The following is a 20,241-nucleotide window of genomic DNA, read 5'->3' as shown; positions in this document are numbered from 1 at the left end:
GGGATGGGAGGAAAACAGGTTGAATAGCAGAACTTATTTATTACCAGAGACCGGAAGGTTTTATAAAGCAAACCTTCACAGCCATACAGTCATATCAGATGGAAGATTGACGCCTGAAGAGGCTAAGGAACACTATAAGAAGCATGGGTATCAGATTATGGCGTTTACGGATCACAGGATCTATCGGAACCATGAAGAATTAAACGATGAGGAATTCCTGGCACTTGCTGCCGTAGAAGTGGATATCAATGAGGTAAGTTCGGACAGACTGCGTCCGGAGGACAAGACGTATCACATTAATTTGTACGATACTGCTCCCGGTTATGAGCGGGCCAGGAAGGAGCAGGGGATATGTCCGGAACGCAGGTACGGAGACTTTGATTACATAAACAGATATTTAGAGGAAATGAAGGAACTGGGATTTCTTGCCTGCTATAACCATCCTTACTGGTCTCTGCAGACCTATGACGATTACAAAGGCTTAAATGGGCTCTTTGCCATGGAAATCTACAATTACGGATGCGAGCTTGACGGACTGTATGGTTATAATCCCCAGTCTTATGATGAGATGCTTCATTTGGGAAAACGGCTGTGGTGCCTGGCAACAGACGATAATCACAACAGTCATCCGTTTGATGATCCCATGTGCGATTCGTTCGGAGGCTTCACCATGATAAAAACAGAAGATTTAAGCTATGCTGCTGTTATCAATGCGCTGGTGAAAGGCCATTTCTACAGCTCCATGGGACCGGAGATAAAAGAGATTTATGTAGAGGGCAGGGAGCTTGTGGTGAAGACCGGACCGGTTCAGGCCATCTGCGGAATCACGGACAGTGCCAGATTCTGCCAAAGAGCGGCTGTGCAGGGAGAACCCCTCACAGAAGCAAGGTTTCTCCTTGAAGGAAACGAAACCTATATCCGGGTGGAATGCAAGGATGAAAAGGGGCTTTTTGCTAACAGCAATGCTTATTTTCTTTCCGAGCTGGAGTGAATCCGGGTACTGCAGAGACGGCCCGGCTGATCATGCAACCGTTGCCATAGTCAATCGGATATTCGCAATACGCTTCGCTGCTTAATCATGTTAAAAAGTTCTTTTCCGATATTCATCGGAAAGGAACTTTTTTTATTTGAGTTACAGGTTATATTAGAAAGAATTTATCAGTCTTGATCTGACTTATTGCAGAAAAATATGCATCGTAGTAAAAAAGATTAAAAATATATGCTTAGCTAACTATTGATTTTTGTGTTCGTATGTGTTATATTATTAACAAATAGAAGTTACTATTGAATACATATTAAAAAAGGAGATGGTATTATGTTGACTACATTTAAAGCAACAGCAAAAGCATTGCCAGAGGGGTTACAGGTTGAAACAAATTCAAGAGGTTTTAAAATCCATTTTGACGAACCCGAAGATCTGGGTGGTACCGATACTGCTATGAACCCTGTGGAGGCCCTGTTATGCGCACTGGGCGCATGCCAGACCATTGTGGCAAAAGCATTTGCAGCAGCTCACAATATTACTTTTGAGGAATTCCATGTTGAGTTGGAAGGGGATCTTGATCCAGACGGATTTATGGGACTGGCTGATGTAAGAAATGGTTTTCAGGAGATTCGCTTTGTAATGCATTTTAAAACAAATGAACCAAAAGAAAAAATTGAAGAGTTTGCAAAGTTCATCGAGAATACCTGCCCTGTAGGTGATTGTTTATCTAACGGTGTAAAATTAGTTTTATCCGGTGTTGCAATTGATTAAATAGTATTAAAAGCAAAAAGAGCCTATCATATAAAATTGGCTCTTTTTCTATAGAAAAGGAGAAAATTTATGCTTATTAAAATGTCAATAATTCCTGGTGGAAAAACGGGCAAGGTAGGTAAAATAAATGTAAAAACAGGCGATAAGGTCGCTGCCGGCGATATCCTTGTACAAATAGAAACGGCGAAAGGAAACCGCCAGATTAAAGCCGCATCAGATGGAACAGTTAGTAAGATATTATGTGAAGAGGGCATGGACATAGCATCGAATGCTGAGATGTTTGAAATCGCGGAGGATCCTGAAGTCAAAGAGGCTGCGTTAACTGATTGTGATTGTGCCTCACAGAAAACCGCGAAAGAAACCACTGCCGATTTACTTATCATAGGAGCTGGTCCAGGCGGATATGTAGCTGCTATTTATGCCGCTAAAAGCGGCCTGAAGGTAACTCTGGTTGAGCAATCAGCATTAGGCGGCACCTGTCTTAATGTTGGCTGTATTCCTACAAAAGCACTTGTTAAATCTGCGGAAGTCTGCCACACGGTAAGGAATGCGTCAGCCTTTGGGATTGAATCAGGCAGCCCGGTTGCAGTAAATATGAAACAGGTCATTGACCGTAAGGATAAGATTAAGGACAAACTGGTTTCCGGAATTGACTTTCTCATGAAAAAAAATGAAATCAATGTAATCTCCGGCCAGGCATCCTTTATGGATAAAAATACAGTAACAATAAAAGGCGAAGAAAATTATATCATTAAGGCACAAAATATTATCGTTGCAACAGGCTCGAAAATCTCTAATATTGCAATTCCAGGTATAGAACTTCCGTTTGTGCTGAACAGCACAAAAGCGTTGTCTGATCATAAACTTCCCCAATCCATAACCATTATTGGCGGTGGTGTGATCGGAATGGAATTTGCATTTATCTATAAAAATTTAGGCGTTGATGTCCATGTGATTGAATTTATGGATCGATTACTGACCATGGTAGATAGTGATATCTCAAAAGAGATACAGGATATGGCAGAAGAAAATAACATTCACATTCACACCGGTTCAAAGGTTAAGAAAATTCAAAGTTCCGTTGACGGTATGGCAGTTATTACTTATGAAAACAATGCCGGGGAACATTTAGTGGTAAGTGAAAAGGTATTGGTGGCTATTGGCAGGGAGCCGAATCTGGACGGATTATCCATTGAAAAGAGCGGTGTCCTGTTAAATGGCAACGGGAAAGGGATTCAAGTGGATCATTCCATGCGTACAAATGTTGACAATATTTATGCAATTGGAGATGTAACAAATATCATTCAACTGGCCCACGTAGCTTCCCATCAGGGGATTGTTGCCGTAGAAAATATATTAGGAAAGCATAAAGAAATGAATTATTCAGCAGTCCCTAATGTAATATTTACTTCACCGGAAATCGCAAGCGTCGGCATCGGTGAAGACGAAGCAAAAAGCAAAGGCATTGATATTGATGTAAGCAAATTTTCCTTTGCCGGAAACGGAAAAGCTTTGACGATGAATGAGGCGAGAGGCTTTTTAAAACTGATTAAGAACAAAGAAACAGGAAAAATAATAGGCGGGTCAGTAATAGGTGCCGATGCATCTTCTTTAATCAGCTCATTAACCTTAGCGATTGCCAATGGATTTACTGATAAAGAAATCTCTGAAACCATATTCCCACACCCTACTACCAGTGAAACGATTCATGAAGCCGCACTGGATTTTGGAATTGGAGCCTTACATCAATAATGAAAAAAATAGTGATATCCGAAGAATTTGATCCCTGTTTTAATATAGCCGCAGAGCATCAGCTGTTTTTAACCTCCGAGGAAGATCTGCATCTGTTTCTATGGCAGAACGATTCTTCTGTGATTATAGGAAGGAACCAGAACCTATACGCAGAATGTGATTTAAATTATTTAAGGGAACATGGCATAAAAGCAGTCCGCAGATTTTCCGGGGGCGGGGCGGTGTATCATGACAAGGGCAATGTTAATTTTACCTTTATTACAAAAGAGGCAACAGCCAGTCGGGAGCATTTTATCAAGCTAATACAATCTGCAATGCAGCGGCTTGGGATCGACTGTGAATTTAGCGGCAGAAATGACTTATTATTCAAAAACCGAAAATTTTCCGGTCACGCTTATTATACGGACGGTGATAATTACATGTATCATGGTACAGTACTGGTCAACGTAAATTTTGAACAGCTGGAAAATGCCCTTACACCGTCAAAAATAAAGCTGGAGTCCAAAGGAGTCGAATCAGTAAGGAGCAGAGTTATCAATCTATCTGAAATAAACAGTGAAATCACTGCCAAGTCAGTGATCCAGGCTTTTATTGAAACCTTTGAATGCAATCATATAGAAACCATTAATAAAATGAATTTTCAGCCGCCATTAGAGAAAATACTCTCGTCTGACAATTGGATGTATGCCCAATCGCCTAAATTTGATGTTGAATTGGAACGCAGATATTCATTTGGAACGATGTCCGTTTCTATCTCTATCGCCGATAACCTGATCCAAAATGTAAAAATAAATACGGATAGTTTGAAGCTTTATGATTTTAATGCCTGTGAAAAGGAACTCTATCATACCCGTTTTAACGAACAGGAGATCTGGGACCATATCGAGGGATATCTCTCGAATCATCTTGATTTTTCATAATATCAGGAAAAGACCTTGAAAAATATTGTACACCAGGTCGTTTTATGTTAATATATGAAATAAAAAAATCAAATGGTGAGTACTATGTTTAATTTAGATGATTGCATTGCTTTTGTCACTTGTAAAGGGGCAAAGGATTTAGCGGATACCTTAGAAAAAAGGCTGAATAATTTTAATATAACAAGAAGCCAATGGATTGCACTTTATTATATTGAAAATAATAATATGATTACTCAAAAGCAGTTGGCCGATAAAATGTCTTTAAAAGAGCCTAGTGTTGTCAGGTTATTAGATAAGATGGAGCTATACGGCTGGGTTAATCGTATCAGCAGTAACGATGACAAAAGAATGAAGTTTTTAATGTTAACTGATAGCGGCAAAGAAATTGAGACAGCTATGCTAGATGTTGCAGAAAAATTTAAATCGGATGTGCTTAACGGCATATCTCATGAAGACCTCGATGTATTTAAATCAACGCTTAACAAAATGCTGATAAATATTGAGGACGGCAGCAAATAGGAAAAGTCAGTCGGATATTCCCGATCCGCGACCCTGCTTAATGAGGTTAAAATATACAATAAAACCAAATTGAAAAAATTTCTCATATATGTTATGATACAAACATAGCAGCATCCTGACACGAAAAACGCAGTTTGAAGTAGAAGGTTCGGCATATGAGGAGTCTTTGATTTGCCGCGCCTTAATGGCGCGGTTTTTTGCTTTTATAAAGCATTTATCGCCAGGATAAAAGAACGGAGGAAGAAGCATGGAAACGAGAATCGCCGTCATCGGCATCGTTGTGGAAGAGGAAGAATCTGTGGAACTGCTGAACGAAATCCTTCATGAATATCGGAAGTGTATCATTGGCCGCATGGGGATCCCTTATCCGAAAAAGCAGGTAAGCATCATAAGCATTGCTGTAGATGCGCCTCAGAGCACCATCTCCGCACTGACCGGTAAGATCGGGAAATTAAAGGGAGTCAGCTCCAAGACGGCCTATCAGGGTGTGAAAGGTTAAGTAAGATTAGAAATGAAACAGTTTTTTCCAGGGCAATACCTGTAAAATTAATAAACCACTGACGGAAAAGCAAATGCTGACCCTAAAGAAAGGAAGAATTAAAATGTATGATCCAAAATCGCTGAAAGCGGAAGAATTCATTTCCCACGAAGAAATTCTTGAAACTCTTGATTATGCGGAGAAAAACAAAGCCAATGTAGATCTGATCGACCAGATCATTGCAAAGGCAAGGCTGGCAAAAGGCCTGACCCACCGGGAGGCATCTGTCCTCCTTGCCTGTGACATTCCGGAGAAAATACAGGAAGTCTATGATCTGGCGGAACAGATCAAAAAGGATTTCTACGGAAGCCGCATCGTCATGTTTGCCCCTCTTTATCTTTCTAATTACTGTGTAAATGGCTGTACCTACTGTCCTTACCACTTAAAAAACAAGCACATTGCCAGGAAAAAACTGACCCTGGAAGAAGTGGAGAAGGAAGTCATTGCCCTTCAGGATATGGGACATAAACGCCTTGCCATTGAAGCAGGTGAGGATCCTGTGAATAATCCCATCGAGTACATCCTGGATTGCGTCAAAACCATATATTCCATCAAGCACAAAAACGGCGCCATCCGCCGGGTCAACATAAATATTGCGGCAACTACGGTAGAGAATTACCAGAAGTTAAAAGAGGCAGAGATCGGGACCTATATTCTCTTTCAGGAAACTTACCATAAAGAGAGCTATGAGAAGCTTCATCCAACAGGCCCCAAGCATAATTATTCCTATCATACAGAGGCCATGGACCGGGCCATGGAGGGCGGGATTGATGATGTAGGCCTGGGCGTTCTTTTTGGTCTTGAGCTGTACCAGTATGAATTTGCAGGACTTCTGATGCACGCGGAGCATCTGGAGGCAGTTCATGGAGTAGGACCTCATACCATTAGCGTTCCCCGTATCAAGAAAGCCGATGATATTGATCCTGGTGCTTTTGATAATGGGATCGATGATGAGATATTTGCAAAGATCTGTGCTTTGATCCGGATTTCGGTTCCTTATACCGGAATGATCATTTCAACCAGGGAAAGTCAGAAGGTAAGAGAAAAGGTGATCCGTTTGGGGGTATCCCAGATCAGCGGCGGTTCCAGAACCAGCGTTGGCGGTTACCAGGAGGACATCCGTCCCACAGATACGGAGCAGTTTGACGTATCCGACCAGCGCTCCCTTGATGAGGTGGTCCATTGGCTCATGGATATGGGCTATATTCCTTCCTTCTGTACCGCCTGTTACAGGGAGGGGCGTACGGGAGACCGTTTTATGAGTCTTTGCAAAAGCGGCCAGATCCAGAACTGCTGCCAGCCCAATGCCCTGATGACACTAAAAGAATATTTGATGGATTATGCTTCCGAGGATACAAAAAAAGTTGGTGAGGCCCTGATCGCAGCGGAGCTGAACCATATTCCAAAGGAAAAGGTTCGTTTGATCTGTGAAGATCATTTGCAGAAAATAGAAAAAGGTATCAGGGATTTCCGTTTTTGATCAAACAGGCAGTTGCCAGGGCAAAGTAAGCTTGGCTTTGGCTCGCTGCCATTGCAAAAATTGACAGTAGGGAGAGGTGACAGGCATGGGACTTAATGAAACACCATCCTCTGAGCGGGTGCATATCGGCTTTTTTGGCCGCCGCAATGCAGGAAAATCAAGCGTTGTCAATGCAGTGACAGGGCAGGAGCTGTCCGTTGTATCGGAAGTGAAAGGGACTACCACGGACCCTGTTTACAAATCCATGGAGCTTCTTCCCATGGGACCGGTGGTTATCATTGATACGCCGGGGTTTGACGATGAAGGCGCTCTGGGTGAGATGCGGGTAAGGAAAACAAAGCAGATTTTAAACCGGGCTGATTGCGCAGTCTTAGTTGTAGATGGGGCTGTTGGAAAGACAAAAACAGATGAAGAATTGATTCTTTTGTTTAAGGAAAAGAAGATTCCATATGTGGTTGCTTATAATAAGTGTGATCTGACCGGACCACAGGCCTATGATGACGGACTTTCTGTCAGTGCTTTTAAGAGCCTGTTCATCCACGAATTAAAGGAAAGGATCGGAAGCCTTGTAAACACCGGGGATACAAAAATGAGGATCGTAGGAGATTTGCTGAATCCATTCGACCTGGTGGTACTGGTGATCCCCATTGACAAGGCGGCGCCAAAAGGCCGCCTCATCCTGCCCCAGCAGCAGGTGATCCGGGATATCCTGGAGGCCGGTGCCATATCGGTGGCAGTGCGTGAAACGGAATTAAAGGAAACTCTTAAAAGGCTGGGAACCAGACCGGCCCTTGTCATTACGGACAGCCAGGTCTTTGAGCAGGTAAGTAAGGATACACCGGAAGAGATTCTTCTCACCTCGTTTTCTATCCTTCTGGCCAGGTATAAAGGCTTTTTAGAGGATGCGGTAAAGGGAGTGGGGGCCATTGGAGATTTAATGGATGGGGACAGGATCCTGATCTCAGAAGGTTGTACCCATCACAGACAGTGTGATGACATTGGTACCGTAAAGCTTCCCCGCTGGCTTCGGCAGTATACAGGAAAAGAGCTTCTCATAGAAACTTCCTCCGGACGGGAATTTCCGGAAGACTTGTCAGCCTATAAGCTGATCCTCCACTGCGGCGGCTGCATGTTAAATGAAAGGGAGATAGAATACCGAAGAAAGTGTGCGTCAGATGCCGGTGTACCATTTACCAATTATGGAATTGCAATCGCTTATATGAAGGGAATTTTAAAAAGGAGCTTAAAATTGCTTCCTGATTTGGAAGAGCTGCTGCCTTAACTGGAGATAGCTTTTCTTTTCCCGTATTTATATGTGTTAAGAGGTCATAAAAGTTCCTGACAACATTGACTTATGGCTATATTTATGATATGGTAAAGTCAATCAGATATGGGGGAGTAGTCAGCATGCGCCGGCTAAAAAAGGCCTTCTAAGTTATCAGCATGCAGTTAAATCAACATCCTGAACAGCAATGTTCTGGTTTAATTTGAAAAGACAAGACCTGTGTCCTAATTTTAGGGCCGAGTCTTGTCTTTTTGATTGTATATGATGACCTCACCGATACAAAAGAGCACTAGCATGAAGGGAGATTTAATATGAATTTTTTGCTGTCAGGTCTTACCTCTGTAACCGTTCCTCAGTTAATCATGTATCTCGTCGGATTTTTGCTGATCTATCTTGCTATTAAAAAAGGGTACGAGCCTTCGCTTCTTCTTCCCATGGGATTTGGGGCGATACTGGTCAATCTGCCCCTGTCCGGCGTGATCGATCAGACGCTGCCCGGCATAGGAAATACTCATGGTATTATCCAGTGGCTGTTTGAATCCGGGATCGAAGCCTCAGAAGCGCTGCCTCTTCTTTTATTTATCGGGATCGGGGCCATGATCGATTTTGGGCCTTTGTTATCCAATCCCATCATGATGCTGTTTGGTGCAGCGGCCCAATTTGGTATCTTTTTAACGATATCTATAGCTGTTTTACTTGGATTTGACCTTAGAGACGCGGCTTCCATAGGTATTATCGGTGCTGCTGACGGGCCGACTTCTATTCTGGTATCCCAGATACTCAAATCAAATTACATCGGGCCAATTGCGGTGGCGGCTTATTCCTATATGGCTCTGGTTCCTTTGGTCCAGCCATTTGCTATTCGGCTGGTTACCACCAAAAAGGAGCGCTTGATCCGGATGCCTTATAATCCAGTATCCGTATCCAAAAGGATCCGAATTATTTTCCCAATTGCAGTCACCATGATTGCAGGATTTGTAGCACCCCAGTCCGTTTCCCTGGTGGGCTTTCTGATGTTCGGAAATCTGTTAAGAGAATGCGGCGTTTTGCACAGCTTATCAGATGCGGCACAGAATATTCTTGCCAATCTGGTCACCCTGCTGCTGGGCATTACTGTTTCCTTCAGCATGAGAGCGGAAGCCTTTGTAACCTGGCAGACCCTTGTTATTCTCGTCCTTGGCCTTGTGGCATTTGTATTCGACACCATAGGAGGAGTGCTGTTTGCCAAGCTCATCAATTTATTCCGTAAGAACAAGATCAATCCTATGATAGGCGCAGCCGGTATTTCCGCTTTCCCTATGTCAGCCCGCGTTGTTCAGAAGATGTCCATAAAAGAAGACCCCACCAATCATTTGCTGATGCATGCCATCGGGGCAAATGTTTCCGGCCAGATTGCCTCTGTTTTGGCAGGCGGAATTGTCTTAAACCTTTTGACCACCTTATTATGACCAGTATCCGCCAATGGAAATTCGGCTATCGGATAGAAAGGAGCCAGTTATGCTTGATAAATTTCTTTTGTCCCTGGACATCATGTGGAAGGGAATGTTCAGTATATTTATCGTTATCATCATTATCACACTGCTTATTATGGCATTTCAGTGGTTTGAAAAAAACATTTTGGATAAAAAGGATGAGCAAAGTAATGTATGAAATATCATAAAGATAGGGTTAAAATTACAAAGGATTGACAAATAGTCAAAACTATATTATGATAACTCTGGTTTTAAATAAATAACCTGTTCTTTGCCACCGGGTAAAGAATTTTAAGGTGTTCTGAAATATTCCGTTAGGTCGTAGAAGGAATATTTTAAGAACACCTTTTTTATGTTCAAAGGAGGATATGAGATGGAACAATCTGTCTTAAAAGACTACACCAAGTATGTGAGCCTTAATATTTCGGGGATGATCGGGCTATCCTGCTATATCCTGGCAGACACCTTTTTTGTATCAAAGGCACTGGGCGCTGCAGGCCTGGCAGCACTGAATTTTTCAATTGGGATTTACAGCCTGATTAATGGTACTGGATTGATGATCGGTATAGGAGGTGCTACCCGCTACAGCATTCTGAAATCCCAGAATGGGGGGAAACGGATAAATACCGTTTTTACCACCAGTTTAAAGTTAGGAATTCTGGCGGGAGTGCTGTTTGCAATCACAGGAGTCCTGGGCACCGGGACTCTGGCTATATTATTGGGAGCCGACGCAGCTACATTGCCACTGACTAAGGCATATTTAAGCACCATACTCTACTTTGCTCCGTTTTTTATCCTGAACAATGTCATGCTGGCATTTGTGAGAAATGACAATAATCCTAAGTTGTCGATGATTGCAATGCTGACAGGAAGCCTATCCAATATAATTTTGGACTATGTATTTATGTTTCCGCTGGGGCTGGGGATGTTTGGTGCAGCCTTTGCCACCGGTCTGGCACCTGTCATCAGTCTTGTGGTTTTATCTGCCAACTTTATACAGGGGAAGAGCAGTCTCCGGTGGTTGCAAAGCAAAATTCAGTGGAAGGCTGTCCGCGATATTTTTGGTCTGGGTATGGCCGCATTTATTACGGAGGTGTCTTCGGCGATTGTTTTGATCACCTTTAATCTGGTCATCCTGGGGCTGGAGGGAAACTTAGGGGTTGCATCCTATGGGATTGTGGCCAATATAGCGTTGGTAGGAATCTCTGTATTTACGGGAATCGCACAGGGAATACAGCCGTTAATCAGCAAGGCTTATGGCTCAGGGAATGGTAATATTATAAAAAAACTGCTTCAATATGCGGTTATCACCTCCCTGGCAATAGCGTCAGCAATTTATTCACTGGTATTTTTCTGTTCGGATCAAATGATCAATGTGTTTAACAGTGAGCAGAATGCAGCAATTGTTCTTCTTGCCAGGGAGGGGCTCAGGATCTACTTCGCCGGTTTTTTCTTTGCGGGAATCAATATAATTGTATGCATGTATTTAAGCGCTGCCGAGCGTGGGCTGAATGCTTTTATTATTTCTGTGGCGCGGGGGTGTGTGGTTCTTGTTCCCATGGTGCTTATGCTGAGCCGGATTTGGGGAATGACAGGGGTATGGCTGGCATTTGTTATGACAGAAGGATTGGTAAGTGTTCTTGGTATGGTATTAGTGTTTTGGAAAAAGAGGACGGATGTTTATAAGGATACCTTATAATCACCGGGACTTTTTCCGGTTACCTCCTTGAAGGCACGGATAAAATGCGCGGAATCATTATAACCAACCGCCTGGGCTATCTCATAGATTTTCATATTGCTTTCCACAATGAGGCAAATGGATTTTTCTATGCGGTAATTGCGAAGATAATCACGGTAAGTGAGGCCGGCCTTGCTTTTAAAAAAGGAGGAAAAATAGCTTTTATTCATATAAACATGAGCTGCCACATCTTCCAGGCTGATGCATTCATTGTAGTTTCTTTCGATGTAGGATTTTGCCTTTTCAATGATGCAGTCCTCCTTATTTTGAAGGGAATGCAAAACTATTTCAACCAGATGATTCAGGGAACAGTATAATTCTTTTTCCAGAATTGAAAGGGAAGGAGCATTCTCGATTTGGCTGAACAGATCATGTTCACTGAATTTAAGTCCGCTGACCGGCTCAATAAATTTTGGATTCAGCCGGATCAATGAATAGATAGTGTTATTTAGTATTTTTTTAGTCTCTTTTACCGGCGGCTTCAGATGATTGATGGCGGCAAAGAAAAGGCGGAGATAATGCAGGGTACTCTTCATGTCATAAACCGACAGGGAATTTGTTGCCTGATGGATAAACTTTAAGATATCCTCAGCAGTACAACCTTCATAAGCAGGGGTATAGGGAAGGTCATAATAGCCGAATTCAAACCAGGTGAGGCAATCCTTAAACCCATCGGAGCACTGGTGGAAGGTGACATATCGTTTACTGAACTTAAACTTATAGCCCTGGTCAGCCAGATACTCCCCAAAAGAATGCAGGCTGTCCAGGCAGTTGGGGATATCCGTATCGGAAAACAGCATAAATACAAAGCAGGAGGCCATTTCCCCTGTTACGATAGTTCGGTATTGGATATGGGACCGGTTAAGACAGTGATAAAGGTCCTCACGCAGACCTTCCTGAAGCTGAAAAAGCTTTCCGGAATAAACCGCATCCAGCTTAATGCATCCGATGATACAGGCAGAGTCGGGGATCAGGGAATACTTTTCTTCAAATGCAAGCATATTCGCGGTCTTTTGCATGGGTTTCTGAAGATAAGACTCCAGTAATTGCTGCATGTTAATGGGATAGTTGCGTCCGGGAGAGCTGCTCTGCGCTGACATGACCTGAGCCAGCAAGCGGTACAAGAGCTGATACAGAACCGGAAAATCAACTGGTTTTAAAAGATAATCGGCTGCACCCAGACGAAGGACATCCCTTACCAGATTAAAATCGTCATAGCTGCTTAAGACAACACTTTTGCAGGTGATATGATGCTGCTTGATAAAGTCCAGCAATTCAATCCCGTTCATAACCGGCATCTTTATGTCGGTAATCAGGATATCAATGGTATTGCATCTTAAGATATCAGCCGCGATAACCCCGTTTCTGCAGCTTAGTACGTTTAGCTTGTTTTCAAATTCCTTTTCTACCGCATGGGTAAGTCCCTCCAGAATATCCGGATCATCATCTACGATTAAAATATAATTGCTTGTCATATGCGCCTCCTATCACTTTCTGCTCAAACAATTTATTCTTTTACGACTGGAATTTTAATTGTTACGGTTGTGCCCTGGTGAAGCCGGCTGTCAATGTATAAATCATACTCTTTTCCGTAATAGAGCTGAATTCGTTTTCGGATATTTTTTAAACCGATGCTGTGAAAAGCGGTATTCTTATCCTCCAGATAATCCCGCAGCAGGGCAAGGTGTTCTTCATCCATTCCATTTCCATTATCTGAAACTGTGAAAATCAATTCTCCGTCTTTTTCATATCCCCATATTTGAATTGAACCATTGGAAGCATCATCAATAATACCGTGGTTAATGCTGTTTTCTACCAACGGCTGCAGTAACAGCTTAAGCATTCGGTAGGAAAGGATTTCAGGATCCATGCTGGTGCTGATGGACACATTGGCATAGCTTAACTTGATTAAACGGATGTATTCCTCTAAATGGGCATGTTCCTCTTCTACGGTCACCAGTTTATTAGACTCAGAGACGCCAAAGCGGAGAATCTTTGCCAGCAGTTCACACATAGTCGCCAAATGGGGGTAGTTGGCATTGAGTGAGGCCATCCGCATCCGGTCCAGAGTATTGTACAAAAAATGGGGATTGATCTGCGATCGCAGCATCTGCAGATTTAAATCCTTTTCTGCCAGGTTCTTTTGGTATACCTGTTTTGTCATTTCCCCGTAGGATTTTATGACCCGCTTAGTTATCATCCAGGACAGCAGAAGATTGGATAAGAAAATAACCAGGATGATCATCAGAAAGACAGGACGCAGGAAGGAAGAAGACTGGGTGATATCCTTTTTATCCGTAACGATGACGCTGTATAAAGTATGATTATCATTGGCAGTCAGGTAATATGCATAGGGATCTTCGACCCTAGGGGACTGTATGTCCTGCCAGGTAATATCCTCAAATCCGTCGGAGGAAAATAGCAGCTTTTTATTGGCATCAAAACAGGCAAACTGCTGGGAATCAAATAATTTATTGTATTTAAAATCATACTGAAGGTCTGAGATGTTAATACCAGCTAAAATAATGGCCACCGGTCTGGAAGCGCTGATGTTATTCAAAACCCGTCCGGCAAACAAGAGCCTGTTATTCACCTGGTATCCCAAGTCCTCTGCTTCTTTTTGGGTGATAAAAGAAAGGGCTCCCCTGTTCTCCTTCAGGGTGGTGACCCAGTCGCTTTCGGGTAATTCCTGCAGCAGGTGGTATTTCTGGTCGTTGTATTTGTAGCTCATCAGATCCCCTTCCGGACGAAACAGGAAGAGACAGTTTAACTGAGGAAATAAGATGGTCAGCTGATAATATTTTTCTATAAATAATCCATCCACCCTCCCTGGATTTTCTTTTTGTCTTGCACGGGATTTTAAATAGCTCCAAAGAGAAGGGGACACCTCGTAGGCTTCACTGCTGATCAGGGATTTGGTAAGTGTGTCCAAGGCATTGGCGGTATGTTCGATATTGGTCATCAAGGTACCGTTTAGCTGCCTTACCGCTTCTTCGGTCTTATGCCGTTCCAGATTCTGGTACGCACCCGTGATAATGATGTATGCACCCATGAGTACGATAGCTTCCAGAATCAGCATCAGCTTCAGCTGATTGTTCATCTTCGGGAAAGAAAGTTGAAAATCCGATTTTTTCATCATGGCGGTGTCCTTTCTTCTTTGGTTTCCTAAGGGGCAGATTATCCAGGAAGGTCTCGGAATCTGCCTTTTTTGTATATTTATTATATCATAGAAAGGCTGGGAAGCAGAGCGCACTTTAATAGTTCAGAAGATATGGCAATAAGTTCAGAAGATATGGCAAGCATATTATGAAAGAATCCTCTATAATGAACACACAAACGAAAATACCAAGAGTTTAAAGGAGGTTTCTTATGAAAAAGAAAGTATTGGGTGTCGGGCTGGGGACTATGCTAATGGCGCTGACTCTGGTCGGATGCGGTCTGGCCAGCCAGACTGCGGAACAAAGCAATAAGGCTGAGGGAGGAGCTGCCGGTACCATTGGGGGAAATGGAAAAGCGGCTTCAGCTGATGGAAAGGTGGAGCTGGAATTTTTCAATTGTAAGGTCGAAGGAGAAGCGGTATTTAATAAAGTTATTGAAAAATTTGAAGAAGAATACCCTAATGTGGTAATAAAGCAGACAGCACCTGCAGATGCAGAGACGGTATTATTCACCAGAGTTTCTACTGGGGATGTTCCTGATATCATGTCCGTATACCCTGCAGAGACAGCCTATCACACCATGATGGATGATGGGGTGTATACAGAATTGACCAATGAGGAGTGGTTGAACAGGGCATCGGACAGTGCGCTGCAATTCTCTACCTGGAACGGTAAGATATATGCAATGCCCTTTGCTTTGAATTCGTTCGGCATTTATTGCAACAAGACCATGTTTGAAGAAGCAGGTTTGAAATTGCCCGCCACTTGGAGTGAATTGATTGCTGTATGTGAAGCCTTTCAGTCAAAAGGAATCACGCCTTTTACTTTTGTAGATAAAGATCCCGGCTATCTGGCACAGGAAGGAGAAAGAATCGTCGGTATTATTAAAAATGATGTATATACAGACACAGAGAATGTAGGAACGACCCAGGCCTCCTTCAGCGATGAGGATAAGCCCTATTTTAAGGAGCTTGCCAAGGCAATGCTAAAAACCAGGGAATATGCAGGAGATACCCTGTCCTATGGCATTGAACAGTGTGTTGCTGATTTTGCAAACGGGAAGATTCCAATGTTTATTGCAATAACGGCTAAATACACCGTAATTCAGCAAAACAACCCTGATTTGAACTTCACCTTAATTCCCTATCCCAGTCCGGTAAGAGATGACTATAAGACTCCAATCAATGTGGATATTGCTTATGGCGTATCCAGCAAGACCTCTCATCAGAAAGAGGCAAAAGCATTCATTGAATTCTTATCAAGGCCGGAAATCTATCAAATGGTAGCGGATGAAGAAGGAACCCCTCCAGTAATCAAAGGTGTAAATTATAATATAGAACCTTTAAAGGGCATCAAGGAAGTCATTGACAGCGGGAATACCTTCCTGACCATGGTGAACTTCTGGCCATCGGGATGGCGTTCTGAATGGTCTGTATATGTGCAGCAGCTTATCTCAGACAAGAATACAGACAATTTCCTTAAGGAGACGGATCGAATCTGTAAGGAAAAATATGCGGGCCAATAACAGCAGATAGTAGCGGGCAGTATCGACAGGCCGGATGCTTGCCAAAAATAAAATGGCTATTGTAGCGGAGTACTTACAGTAGCCATTTTTTAGAAAGGTAGAAGGATATATGAAAAAAAGGAAAGGGATGACTGAGAGAAATATTACAATGTTTGCTTTTTCTGTTCCGGCAACGGTATTATACATTCTCTTTTTTATCTATCCAGTAGGTGCGGGAATCTATTATAGCTTGACCGATTGGAACGGATTGACCAGTAATTATCAGTTTGTTGGAATAAAGAATTATATCAGAGTGCTGTTAAGCAGCCGCTTTCAGAATGCAATTTGGTTTAATTTCAAATATACGATTTTGTTAGTCGTAAGTATCGTTGGACTCAGCCTGGCCATGGCTCTTATCTTAAACAGTAAAATCAAGGCAAAGGATTTCTTTCGGGGAGCATACTTTTTCCCGGCGGTTGTCAGTATGCTGACGGTAGGCCTTATATTTAACGAGGTATTTTTCCAGGTCCTGCCCCAGATCGGACAGCTGCTTCATTGTGAATGGCTGAGCAGGAGTCTGCTGTCCAGTTCTAAATTGGCAATTTTTGCGGTCCTGATCACCAATGTATGGCAGGGAATTGCGATCCCCACGGTTTTATTAATGGCAGGCTTGCAGAATGTTCCTCAGGAGCTTGTAGAATCAGCTTCCCTTGACGGTGCCAGAAGATGGGATATATTCAAATTCATTACCTTTCCTTTTTTGCTTCCCGTACTTACTGTTGTTATGGTATTGGTGATTAAGGACGGTTTGACAATATATGATTATATTGTTGCTTTAACAAACGGAGGACCCGGCGGTGCAACGGAAAGTACGGCGCTGCTGATCTATAATCATGGCTTTAAGGAGGTTAACTTCTCCCTGGGTATTGCAGAAGCTGTGGTAGTGACCGTAATTATTTGTTTCATTTCATTTTTACAGATCGCTTTCAGCAATAAGAAAAGTGTATATCAGGAGGAAGAGGGATGAGCAGGAAATTGAATAGTACGGTATTGTATCTCTTTCTGATCATGGGCGTTATTATAATCGCATATCCGGTCTATTTAACGGTAATAACCTCCATGAAGACGCCTCAGGAATTGAGCCAAAGTTTTTTTGCTTTACCAAAGCGATTTAATTTTGATAATTTTAAAGCGATTGTAACGAATTCTGGTTATCCCAGGACTGTCTTAAATACCTTGGTGATTACGGTGTTTGCTTCCCTTGGGACAATAGCTGTTATACCCATGGTATCCTATGCAATTGCCAGGAACATGTGGGAAAAAGGATATTATAAATATCTATATTTCTTTTTACTGGCAGGTATTTTCGTACCGTTTACGGTAAAGATGCTTCCGTTAATTAAAGTTATGTCAGTGATGGATATGCTGAATATCCCCGGACTGATCATCGTATACATATCAAGCGCGGTATGTGAAGGTGTTTTCCTTTATGTGGCCTTCATACAAGGCATCCCCATGGAACTGGAAGAAGCGGCGTATATTGATGGAGCGTCGACCTGGAAGATTTATATCCATATAGTCTTCCCCCTTCTAAGCCCCATGACGGCAACGGTATTGATCAAAAACGGACTTTGGTACTGGAATGACTTCCTCCTCCCTCTGCTTTCCTTAAATAAGTCGCCAGATTACTGGACTCTTACTCTGTTCCAATATAACTTCAAGATGACACATGCTATTAACTATCCAATGATTTTTGCAGCTTTTTTACTGTCCATGCTGCCGATTATGGTATTTTATGTGTTTATGCAGAAAAAGATCATTGGCGGCTTGACTAACGGTGCGGTGAAAGGCTAGAGGCCGCCGGGAATGAAGGAGTGGATATGGATAGAGAAAAGGTATTGTGTAAAATCAGGAAGAGAAAGTATGTCAGAAGATTATTCCTGCTATGCTGGCTGGTATATTGTGTATCGTATATCGGAAGGTTGAATTATTCTTCTGCCATGGCTCAAATCATCTCAGAGCGGTTCCTGACCGCGTCTCAGGCCGGATTCATCAGCATGGTTTATTTTTTTGCCTACGGAACGGGGCAGATGATCAATGGGTTTTTGGGGGACCGGGTTAATCCCAAGCGGATGATATTTGTGTGGCTGTTTTGCTCCGGACTTGCCAATGTGGCTATGAGCATCAGCCATAGCGCCATATGGATGGCATTGTCCTGGGGAGCCAACGGATATTTTCAGGCAATGATCTGGGCGCCTATTATCCGCATTTTCGCAGAAATGCTTCAGGGTGAAGATCGGGTGAACTGTAGTGTGAATATCGTTTCGTCACAGATCATAGGAACCCTGATTGCATATCTGCTGTCTGCTGGAGTTCTGGCTGTTGCCGCCTGGCCTGGAGTATTTATTGCAGCGGCAATCCTGTTGGCAGCAGCCTCCATCTTGTGGAGTATCGGTTTTTGGGATGTATGCCGCCATGCTGAAAACGATTCTCCACAAGATGATGGAATTAAAGAAAAGAACAAACAAGAGGAAGCACCGGTTCAAATCTCCTTTGGAAAACTGATGGCAACTTCCGGTATCCTGACACTTCTGATACCAATTATGGTGCATGGTATGTTAAAGGACGGTGTGACTACCTGGGTGCCTACTTATATCAGTGACTCCTTTGGAATAGCAGCTTCCTTTTCCGTTTTGCTTACCTCCATACTGCCGGTCATCAATTTATCGGGGGCATACCTGGCCAGATTTGCCTACCACAAGACAGGGGAGAGGATAGGATTATCTATATTATTCTTTTTTACATGGGCTGCAGCAGGATTGCTTCTGTTATGTACGGCAGGAAACCTCTTTCCGGTTATAACGGCATGCATCCTGGCAATGATTACGGCTTCCATGATGGCAGTGAATACGCTGGTGGTTAATATTTACCCATTACGGTTCTTGCGGTACGGACGTGTGTCTGGGGTATCCGGTTTCCTGAATGCGATGGCATATTTGGGAACGGCAATTTCAACTTTTACCATTGGACTTATGGTAGAGTACCGGGGGTGGCAGACTACCATATATGTATGGCTGGTGGTGACGGTTTTGGCAGGCCTGCTCTGCTTATTATTTATAAAAATGGAAAGAAAAGGATCAATATGTGCCGTAGCAGGCGATGGAAAGGAGAGAATATGAGTACCTTACAGTTGGCGATAGCAACAGATTTTGCTGGAGAATTTTCCCAGATTGAAAAAATTGATGAAATATTATATAAAATATCACAGGCAGGCTTTACCCATATCCACTGGTGTTTTGAATGGGATGGAGATTATATTTATTCCTCTTATGAGATGGAGCAGATTAAGGAATGGCTGGATCAATACGGGATGAAGGCAAAAGCCCTCCATGCATCCAAGGGGTCTAAGCGGAATGTAAATCTGATTGATGGGCATTACCGCAAGGACTATACTTCTGATGTGGAGTATAACAGAAAAGCAGGAGTAGAGTTGATTAAGAACCGGGTTGATTTGGCGGCGTGCATGGGTGCAGAAGAGATCGTTCTCCATTTGTATGTCCCTCATTTTACGATACAGGAGAAGCCGGAGGCAGAAGAGCATTTTTATCAACAAGTATTCCAATCCTTTGATGAGCTTCAGCCTTATTGTACTCATAAGGGAGTACGCATCTGTATTGAGAATCTGTTTGATATGCCGGAGCGGTATGAGCTGGATCAGCTGGACAGACTCTTTGCCAGGTATCCATCGCAGTTTATGGGCTTTTGCCTGGATACAGGGCATGCGAACATGGTATGGGGCAGGAAGATGACCGATATAATTCATCGGTACAAAGACCACCTGTATGCAATCCACATTCATGATAACAGCGGTTCTGCTGATTTCCATCAGGTTCCAGGGGACGGTAATATTAATTGGCAGGAGGTCATGACAGCAGTTGCCACAACAACGTATGAGCTGCCCCTGGTTCTGGAATTAATGTGCTATGATGAAAATATGGAAGGGTTCCTGAAGAAAGCATATGAAGCGGGAGATAAGCTTACCGGCATGTATTGGAAAGCGAAAGGAAATCAGTATACCGGAATATAATTACTATGTGTACATATATTAAAACTTAAAGA

Annotated in this window: 18 protein-coding genes; 16 read left to right on the top strand and 2 right to left on the bottom strand. The window is 42.9% G+C overall.

Annotated elements, in window-relative coordinates; translation table 11 throughout:
- Positions 1-19 precede the first annotated feature (19 nt).
- The 11 genes from BMW45_RS26185 to BMW45_RS26140 all read left to right on the top strand — a co-directional run bounded on the left by BMW45_RS26185 (position 20) and on the right by BMW45_RS26140 (position 11,421).
- Positions 20-991, top strand: coding sequence for a PHP domain-containing protein (locus BMW45_RS26185; RefSeq protein WP_092250829.1), 972 nt, complete (start codon positions 20-22; stop codon positions 989-991).
- Between the two features lie 324 nt (positions 992-1,315).
- Positions 1,316-1,756, top strand: coding sequence for an OsmC family protein (locus BMW45_RS26180; RefSeq protein WP_092250826.1), 441 nt, complete (start codon positions 1,316-1,318; stop codon positions 1,754-1,756).
- Between the two features lie 69 nt (positions 1,757-1,825).
- The gene (gene lpdA / locus BMW45_RS26175; RefSeq protein WP_092250823.1) at positions 1,826-3,508 is read left to right on the top strand and encodes a dihydrolipoyl dehydrogenase; all 1,683 of its coding nucleotides are present in this window, start codon (positions 1,826-1,828) and stop codon (positions 3,506-3,508) included.
- Positions 3,508-4,428, top strand: coding sequence for a lipoate--protein ligase (locus BMW45_RS26170; protein WP_092250820.1), 921 nt, complete (start codon positions 3,508-3,510; stop codon positions 4,426-4,428). The genes lpdA and BMW45_RS26170 overlap by 1 nt, the downstream gene beginning before the upstream one ends.
- A gap of 84 nt (positions 4,429-4,512) precedes the next feature.
- A complete protein-coding gene (locus tag BMW45_RS26165) occupies positions 4,513-4,947 on the top strand; it encodes a MarR family winged helix-turn-helix transcriptional regulator (protein ID WP_025233560.1) in 435 nt (144 codons plus the stop codon).
- Between the two features lie 247 nt (positions 4,948-5,194).
- Positions 5,195-5,446, top strand: coding sequence for a TM1266 family iron-only hydrogenase system putative regulator (locus BMW45_RS26160; RefSeq protein ID WP_025233559.1), 252 nt, complete (start codon positions 5,195-5,197; stop codon positions 5,444-5,446).
- Positions 5,447-5,549: 103 nt separating this feature from the next.
- Positions 5,550-6,965 carry a [FeFe] hydrogenase H-cluster radical SAM maturase HydG gene (hydG, locus tag BMW45_RS26155; protein ID WP_207649155.1) on the top strand — a complete coding sequence of 472 codons (1,416 nt, stop codon included), beginning with the start codon at positions 5,550-5,552 and terminating at the stop codon, positions 6,963-6,965.
- An 85-nt stretch (positions 6,966-7,050) separates the two neighbouring features.
- Positions 7,051-8,247, top strand: a complete 1,197-nt coding sequence (hydF, locus tag BMW45_RS26150; protein ID WP_092250817.1) for a [FeFe] hydrogenase H-cluster maturation GTPase HydF — start codon at positions 7,051-7,053, stop codon at positions 8,245-8,247.
- Positions 8,248-8,561: 314 nt separating this feature from the next.
- Positions 8,562-9,698: a sodium ion-translocating decarboxylase subunit beta gene (locus BMW45_RS26145; protein WP_092250814.1), complete on the top strand. Its 1,137-nt coding sequence runs from the start codon at positions 8,562-8,564 to the stop codon at positions 9,696-9,698.
- Positions 9,699-9,747: 49 nt separating this feature from the next.
- Positions 9,748-9,900 (top strand): hypothetical protein, encoded by a 153-nt coding sequence (locus BMW45_RS28180; protein WP_157724404.1) that lies wholly within the window; start codon positions 9,748-9,750, stop codon positions 9,898-9,900.
- 195 nt (positions 9,901-10,095) lie between these two features.
- On the top strand, positions 10,096-11,421 hold the full coding sequence (locus BMW45_RS26140; RefSeq protein ID WP_092250811.1) for an MATE family efflux transporter: 1,326 nt from the start codon (positions 10,096-10,098) through the stop codon (positions 11,419-11,421).
- On the opposite strand, the gene BMW45_RS26135 is transcribed toward BMW45_RS26140, so the two are convergent.
- Together BMW45_RS26135 and BMW45_RS26130 are read right to left on the bottom strand one after the other, a co-directional pair.
- Positions 11,403-12,935 (bottom strand): response regulator transcription factor, encoded by a 1,533-nt coding sequence (locus BMW45_RS26135; RefSeq protein ID WP_092250807.1) that lies wholly within the window; start codon positions 12,933-12,935, stop codon positions 11,403-11,405. The genes BMW45_RS26140 and BMW45_RS26135 overlap by 19 nt on opposite strands.
- 32 nt (positions 12,936-12,967) lie before the next feature.
- On the bottom strand, positions 12,968-14,599 hold the full coding sequence (locus BMW45_RS26130) for a sensor histidine kinase (protein ID WP_092250804.1): 1,632 nt from the start codon (positions 14,597-14,599) through the stop codon (positions 12,968-12,970).
- Between the two features lie 230 nt (positions 14,600-14,829).
- On the opposite strand from BMW45_RS26130, the gene BMW45_RS26125 reads away from it, so the two are divergent.
- The 5 genes from BMW45_RS26125 (at position 14,830) to BMW45_RS26105 (ending at position 20,209) form a co-directional block, all read left to right on the top strand.
- The gene (locus BMW45_RS26125; protein WP_092250801.1) at positions 14,830-16,143 is read left to right on the top strand and encodes an ABC transporter substrate-binding protein; all 1,314 of its coding nucleotides are present in this window, start codon (positions 14,830-14,832) and stop codon (positions 16,141-16,143) included.
- Positions 16,144-16,252: 109 nt separating this feature from the next.
- Complete coding sequence (locus BMW45_RS26120) at positions 16,253-17,149, top strand: carbohydrate ABC transporter permease (protein WP_092250798.1); 897 nt, start codon at positions 16,253-16,255, stop codon at positions 17,147-17,149.
- Positions 17,146-17,976 (top strand): carbohydrate ABC transporter permease, encoded by an 831-nt coding sequence (locus tag BMW45_RS26115; RefSeq protein WP_092250795.1) that lies wholly within the window; start codon positions 17,146-17,148, stop codon positions 17,974-17,976. The genes BMW45_RS26120 and BMW45_RS26115 overlap by 4 nt, the downstream gene beginning before the upstream one ends.
- Before the next feature lie 26 nt (positions 17,977-18,002).
- Positions 18,003-19,301 (top strand): MFS transporter, encoded by a 1,299-nt coding sequence (locus BMW45_RS26110; protein WP_092250792.1) that lies wholly within the window; start codon positions 18,003-18,005, stop codon positions 19,299-19,301.
- Entirely contained in the window at positions 19,298-20,209 is a 912-nt protein-coding gene (locus tag BMW45_RS26105) for a sugar phosphate isomerase/epimerase family protein (protein ID WP_092250789.1), read from the top strand. Before BMW45_RS26110 ends, BMW45_RS26105 begins: the two co-directional genes overlap by 4 nt.
- The last annotated feature ends 32 nt before the right edge of the window (positions 20,210-20,241 follow it).

The organism is Lacrimispora sphenoides (assembly GCF_900105215.1).
In the GTDB taxonomy this organism is placed as follows: Bacteria; Bacillota; Clostridia; order Lachnospirales; family Lachnospiraceae; genus Lacrimispora; species Lacrimispora sphenoides_A.
This window is presented reverse-complemented; position numbering and strand designations above follow the sequence as displayed.

Coding starts and splice junctions, on each gene's coding strand:
- BMW45_RS26180 (WP_092250826.1), top strand. CDS start 1,316: ATGTTGACTACATTTAAAGCAACAGCAAAAGCATTGCCAGAGGGGTTA.
- lpdA (WP_092250823.1), top strand. CDS start 1,826: ATGCTTATTAAAATGTCAATAATTCCTGGTGGAAAAACGGGCAAGGTA.
- BMW45_RS26170 (WP_092250820.1), top strand. CDS start 3,508: ATGAAAAAAATAGTGATATCCGAAGAATTTGATCCCTGTTTTAATATA.
- BMW45_RS26165 (WP_025233560.1), top strand. CDS start 4,513: ATGTTTAATTTAGATGATTGCATTGCTTTTGTCACTTGTAAAGGGGCA.
- BMW45_RS26160 (WP_025233559.1), top strand. CDS start 5,195: ATGGAAACGAGAATCGCCGTCATCGGCATCGTTGTGGAAGAGGAAGAA.
- hydG (WP_207649155.1), top strand. CDS start 5,550: ATGTATGATCCAAAATCGCTGAAAGCGGAAGAATTCATTTCCCACGAA.
- hydF (WP_092250817.1), top strand. CDS start 7,051: ATGGGACTTAATGAAACACCATCCTCTGAGCGGGTGCATATCGGCTTT.
- BMW45_RS26145 (WP_092250814.1), top strand. CDS start 8,562: ATGAATTTTTTGCTGTCAGGTCTTACCTCTGTAACCGTTCCTCAGTTA.
- BMW45_RS28180 (WP_157724404.1), top strand. CDS start 9,748: ATGCTTGATAAATTTCTTTTGTCCCTGGACATCATGTGGAAGGGAATG.
- BMW45_RS26140 (WP_092250811.1), top strand. CDS start 10,096: ATGGAACAATCTGTCTTAAAAGACTACACCAAGTATGTGAGCCTTAAT.
- BMW45_RS26135 (WP_092250807.1), bottom strand. CDS start 12,935: ATGACAAGCAATTATATTTTAATCGTAGATGATGATCCGGATATTCTG.
- BMW45_RS26130 (WP_092250804.1), bottom strand. CDS start 14,599: ATGATGAAAAAATCGGATTTTCAACTTTCTTTCCCGAAGATGAACAAT.
- BMW45_RS26125 (WP_092250801.1), top strand. CDS start 14,830: ATGAAAAAGAAAGTATTGGGTGTCGGGCTGGGGACTATGCTAATGGCG.
- BMW45_RS26120 (WP_092250798.1), top strand. CDS start 16,253: ATGAAAAAAAGGAAAGGGATGACTGAGAGAAATATTACAATGTTTGCT.
- BMW45_RS26115 (WP_092250795.1), top strand. CDS start 17,146: ATGAGCAGGAAATTGAATAGTACGGTATTGTATCTCTTTCTGATCATG.
- BMW45_RS26110 (WP_092250792.1), top strand. CDS start 18,003: ATGGATAGAGAAAAGGTATTGTGTAAAATCAGGAAGAGAAAGTATGTC.
- BMW45_RS26105 (WP_092250789.1), top strand. CDS start 19,298: ATGAGTACCTTACAGTTGGCGATAGCAACAGATTTTGCTGGAGAATTT.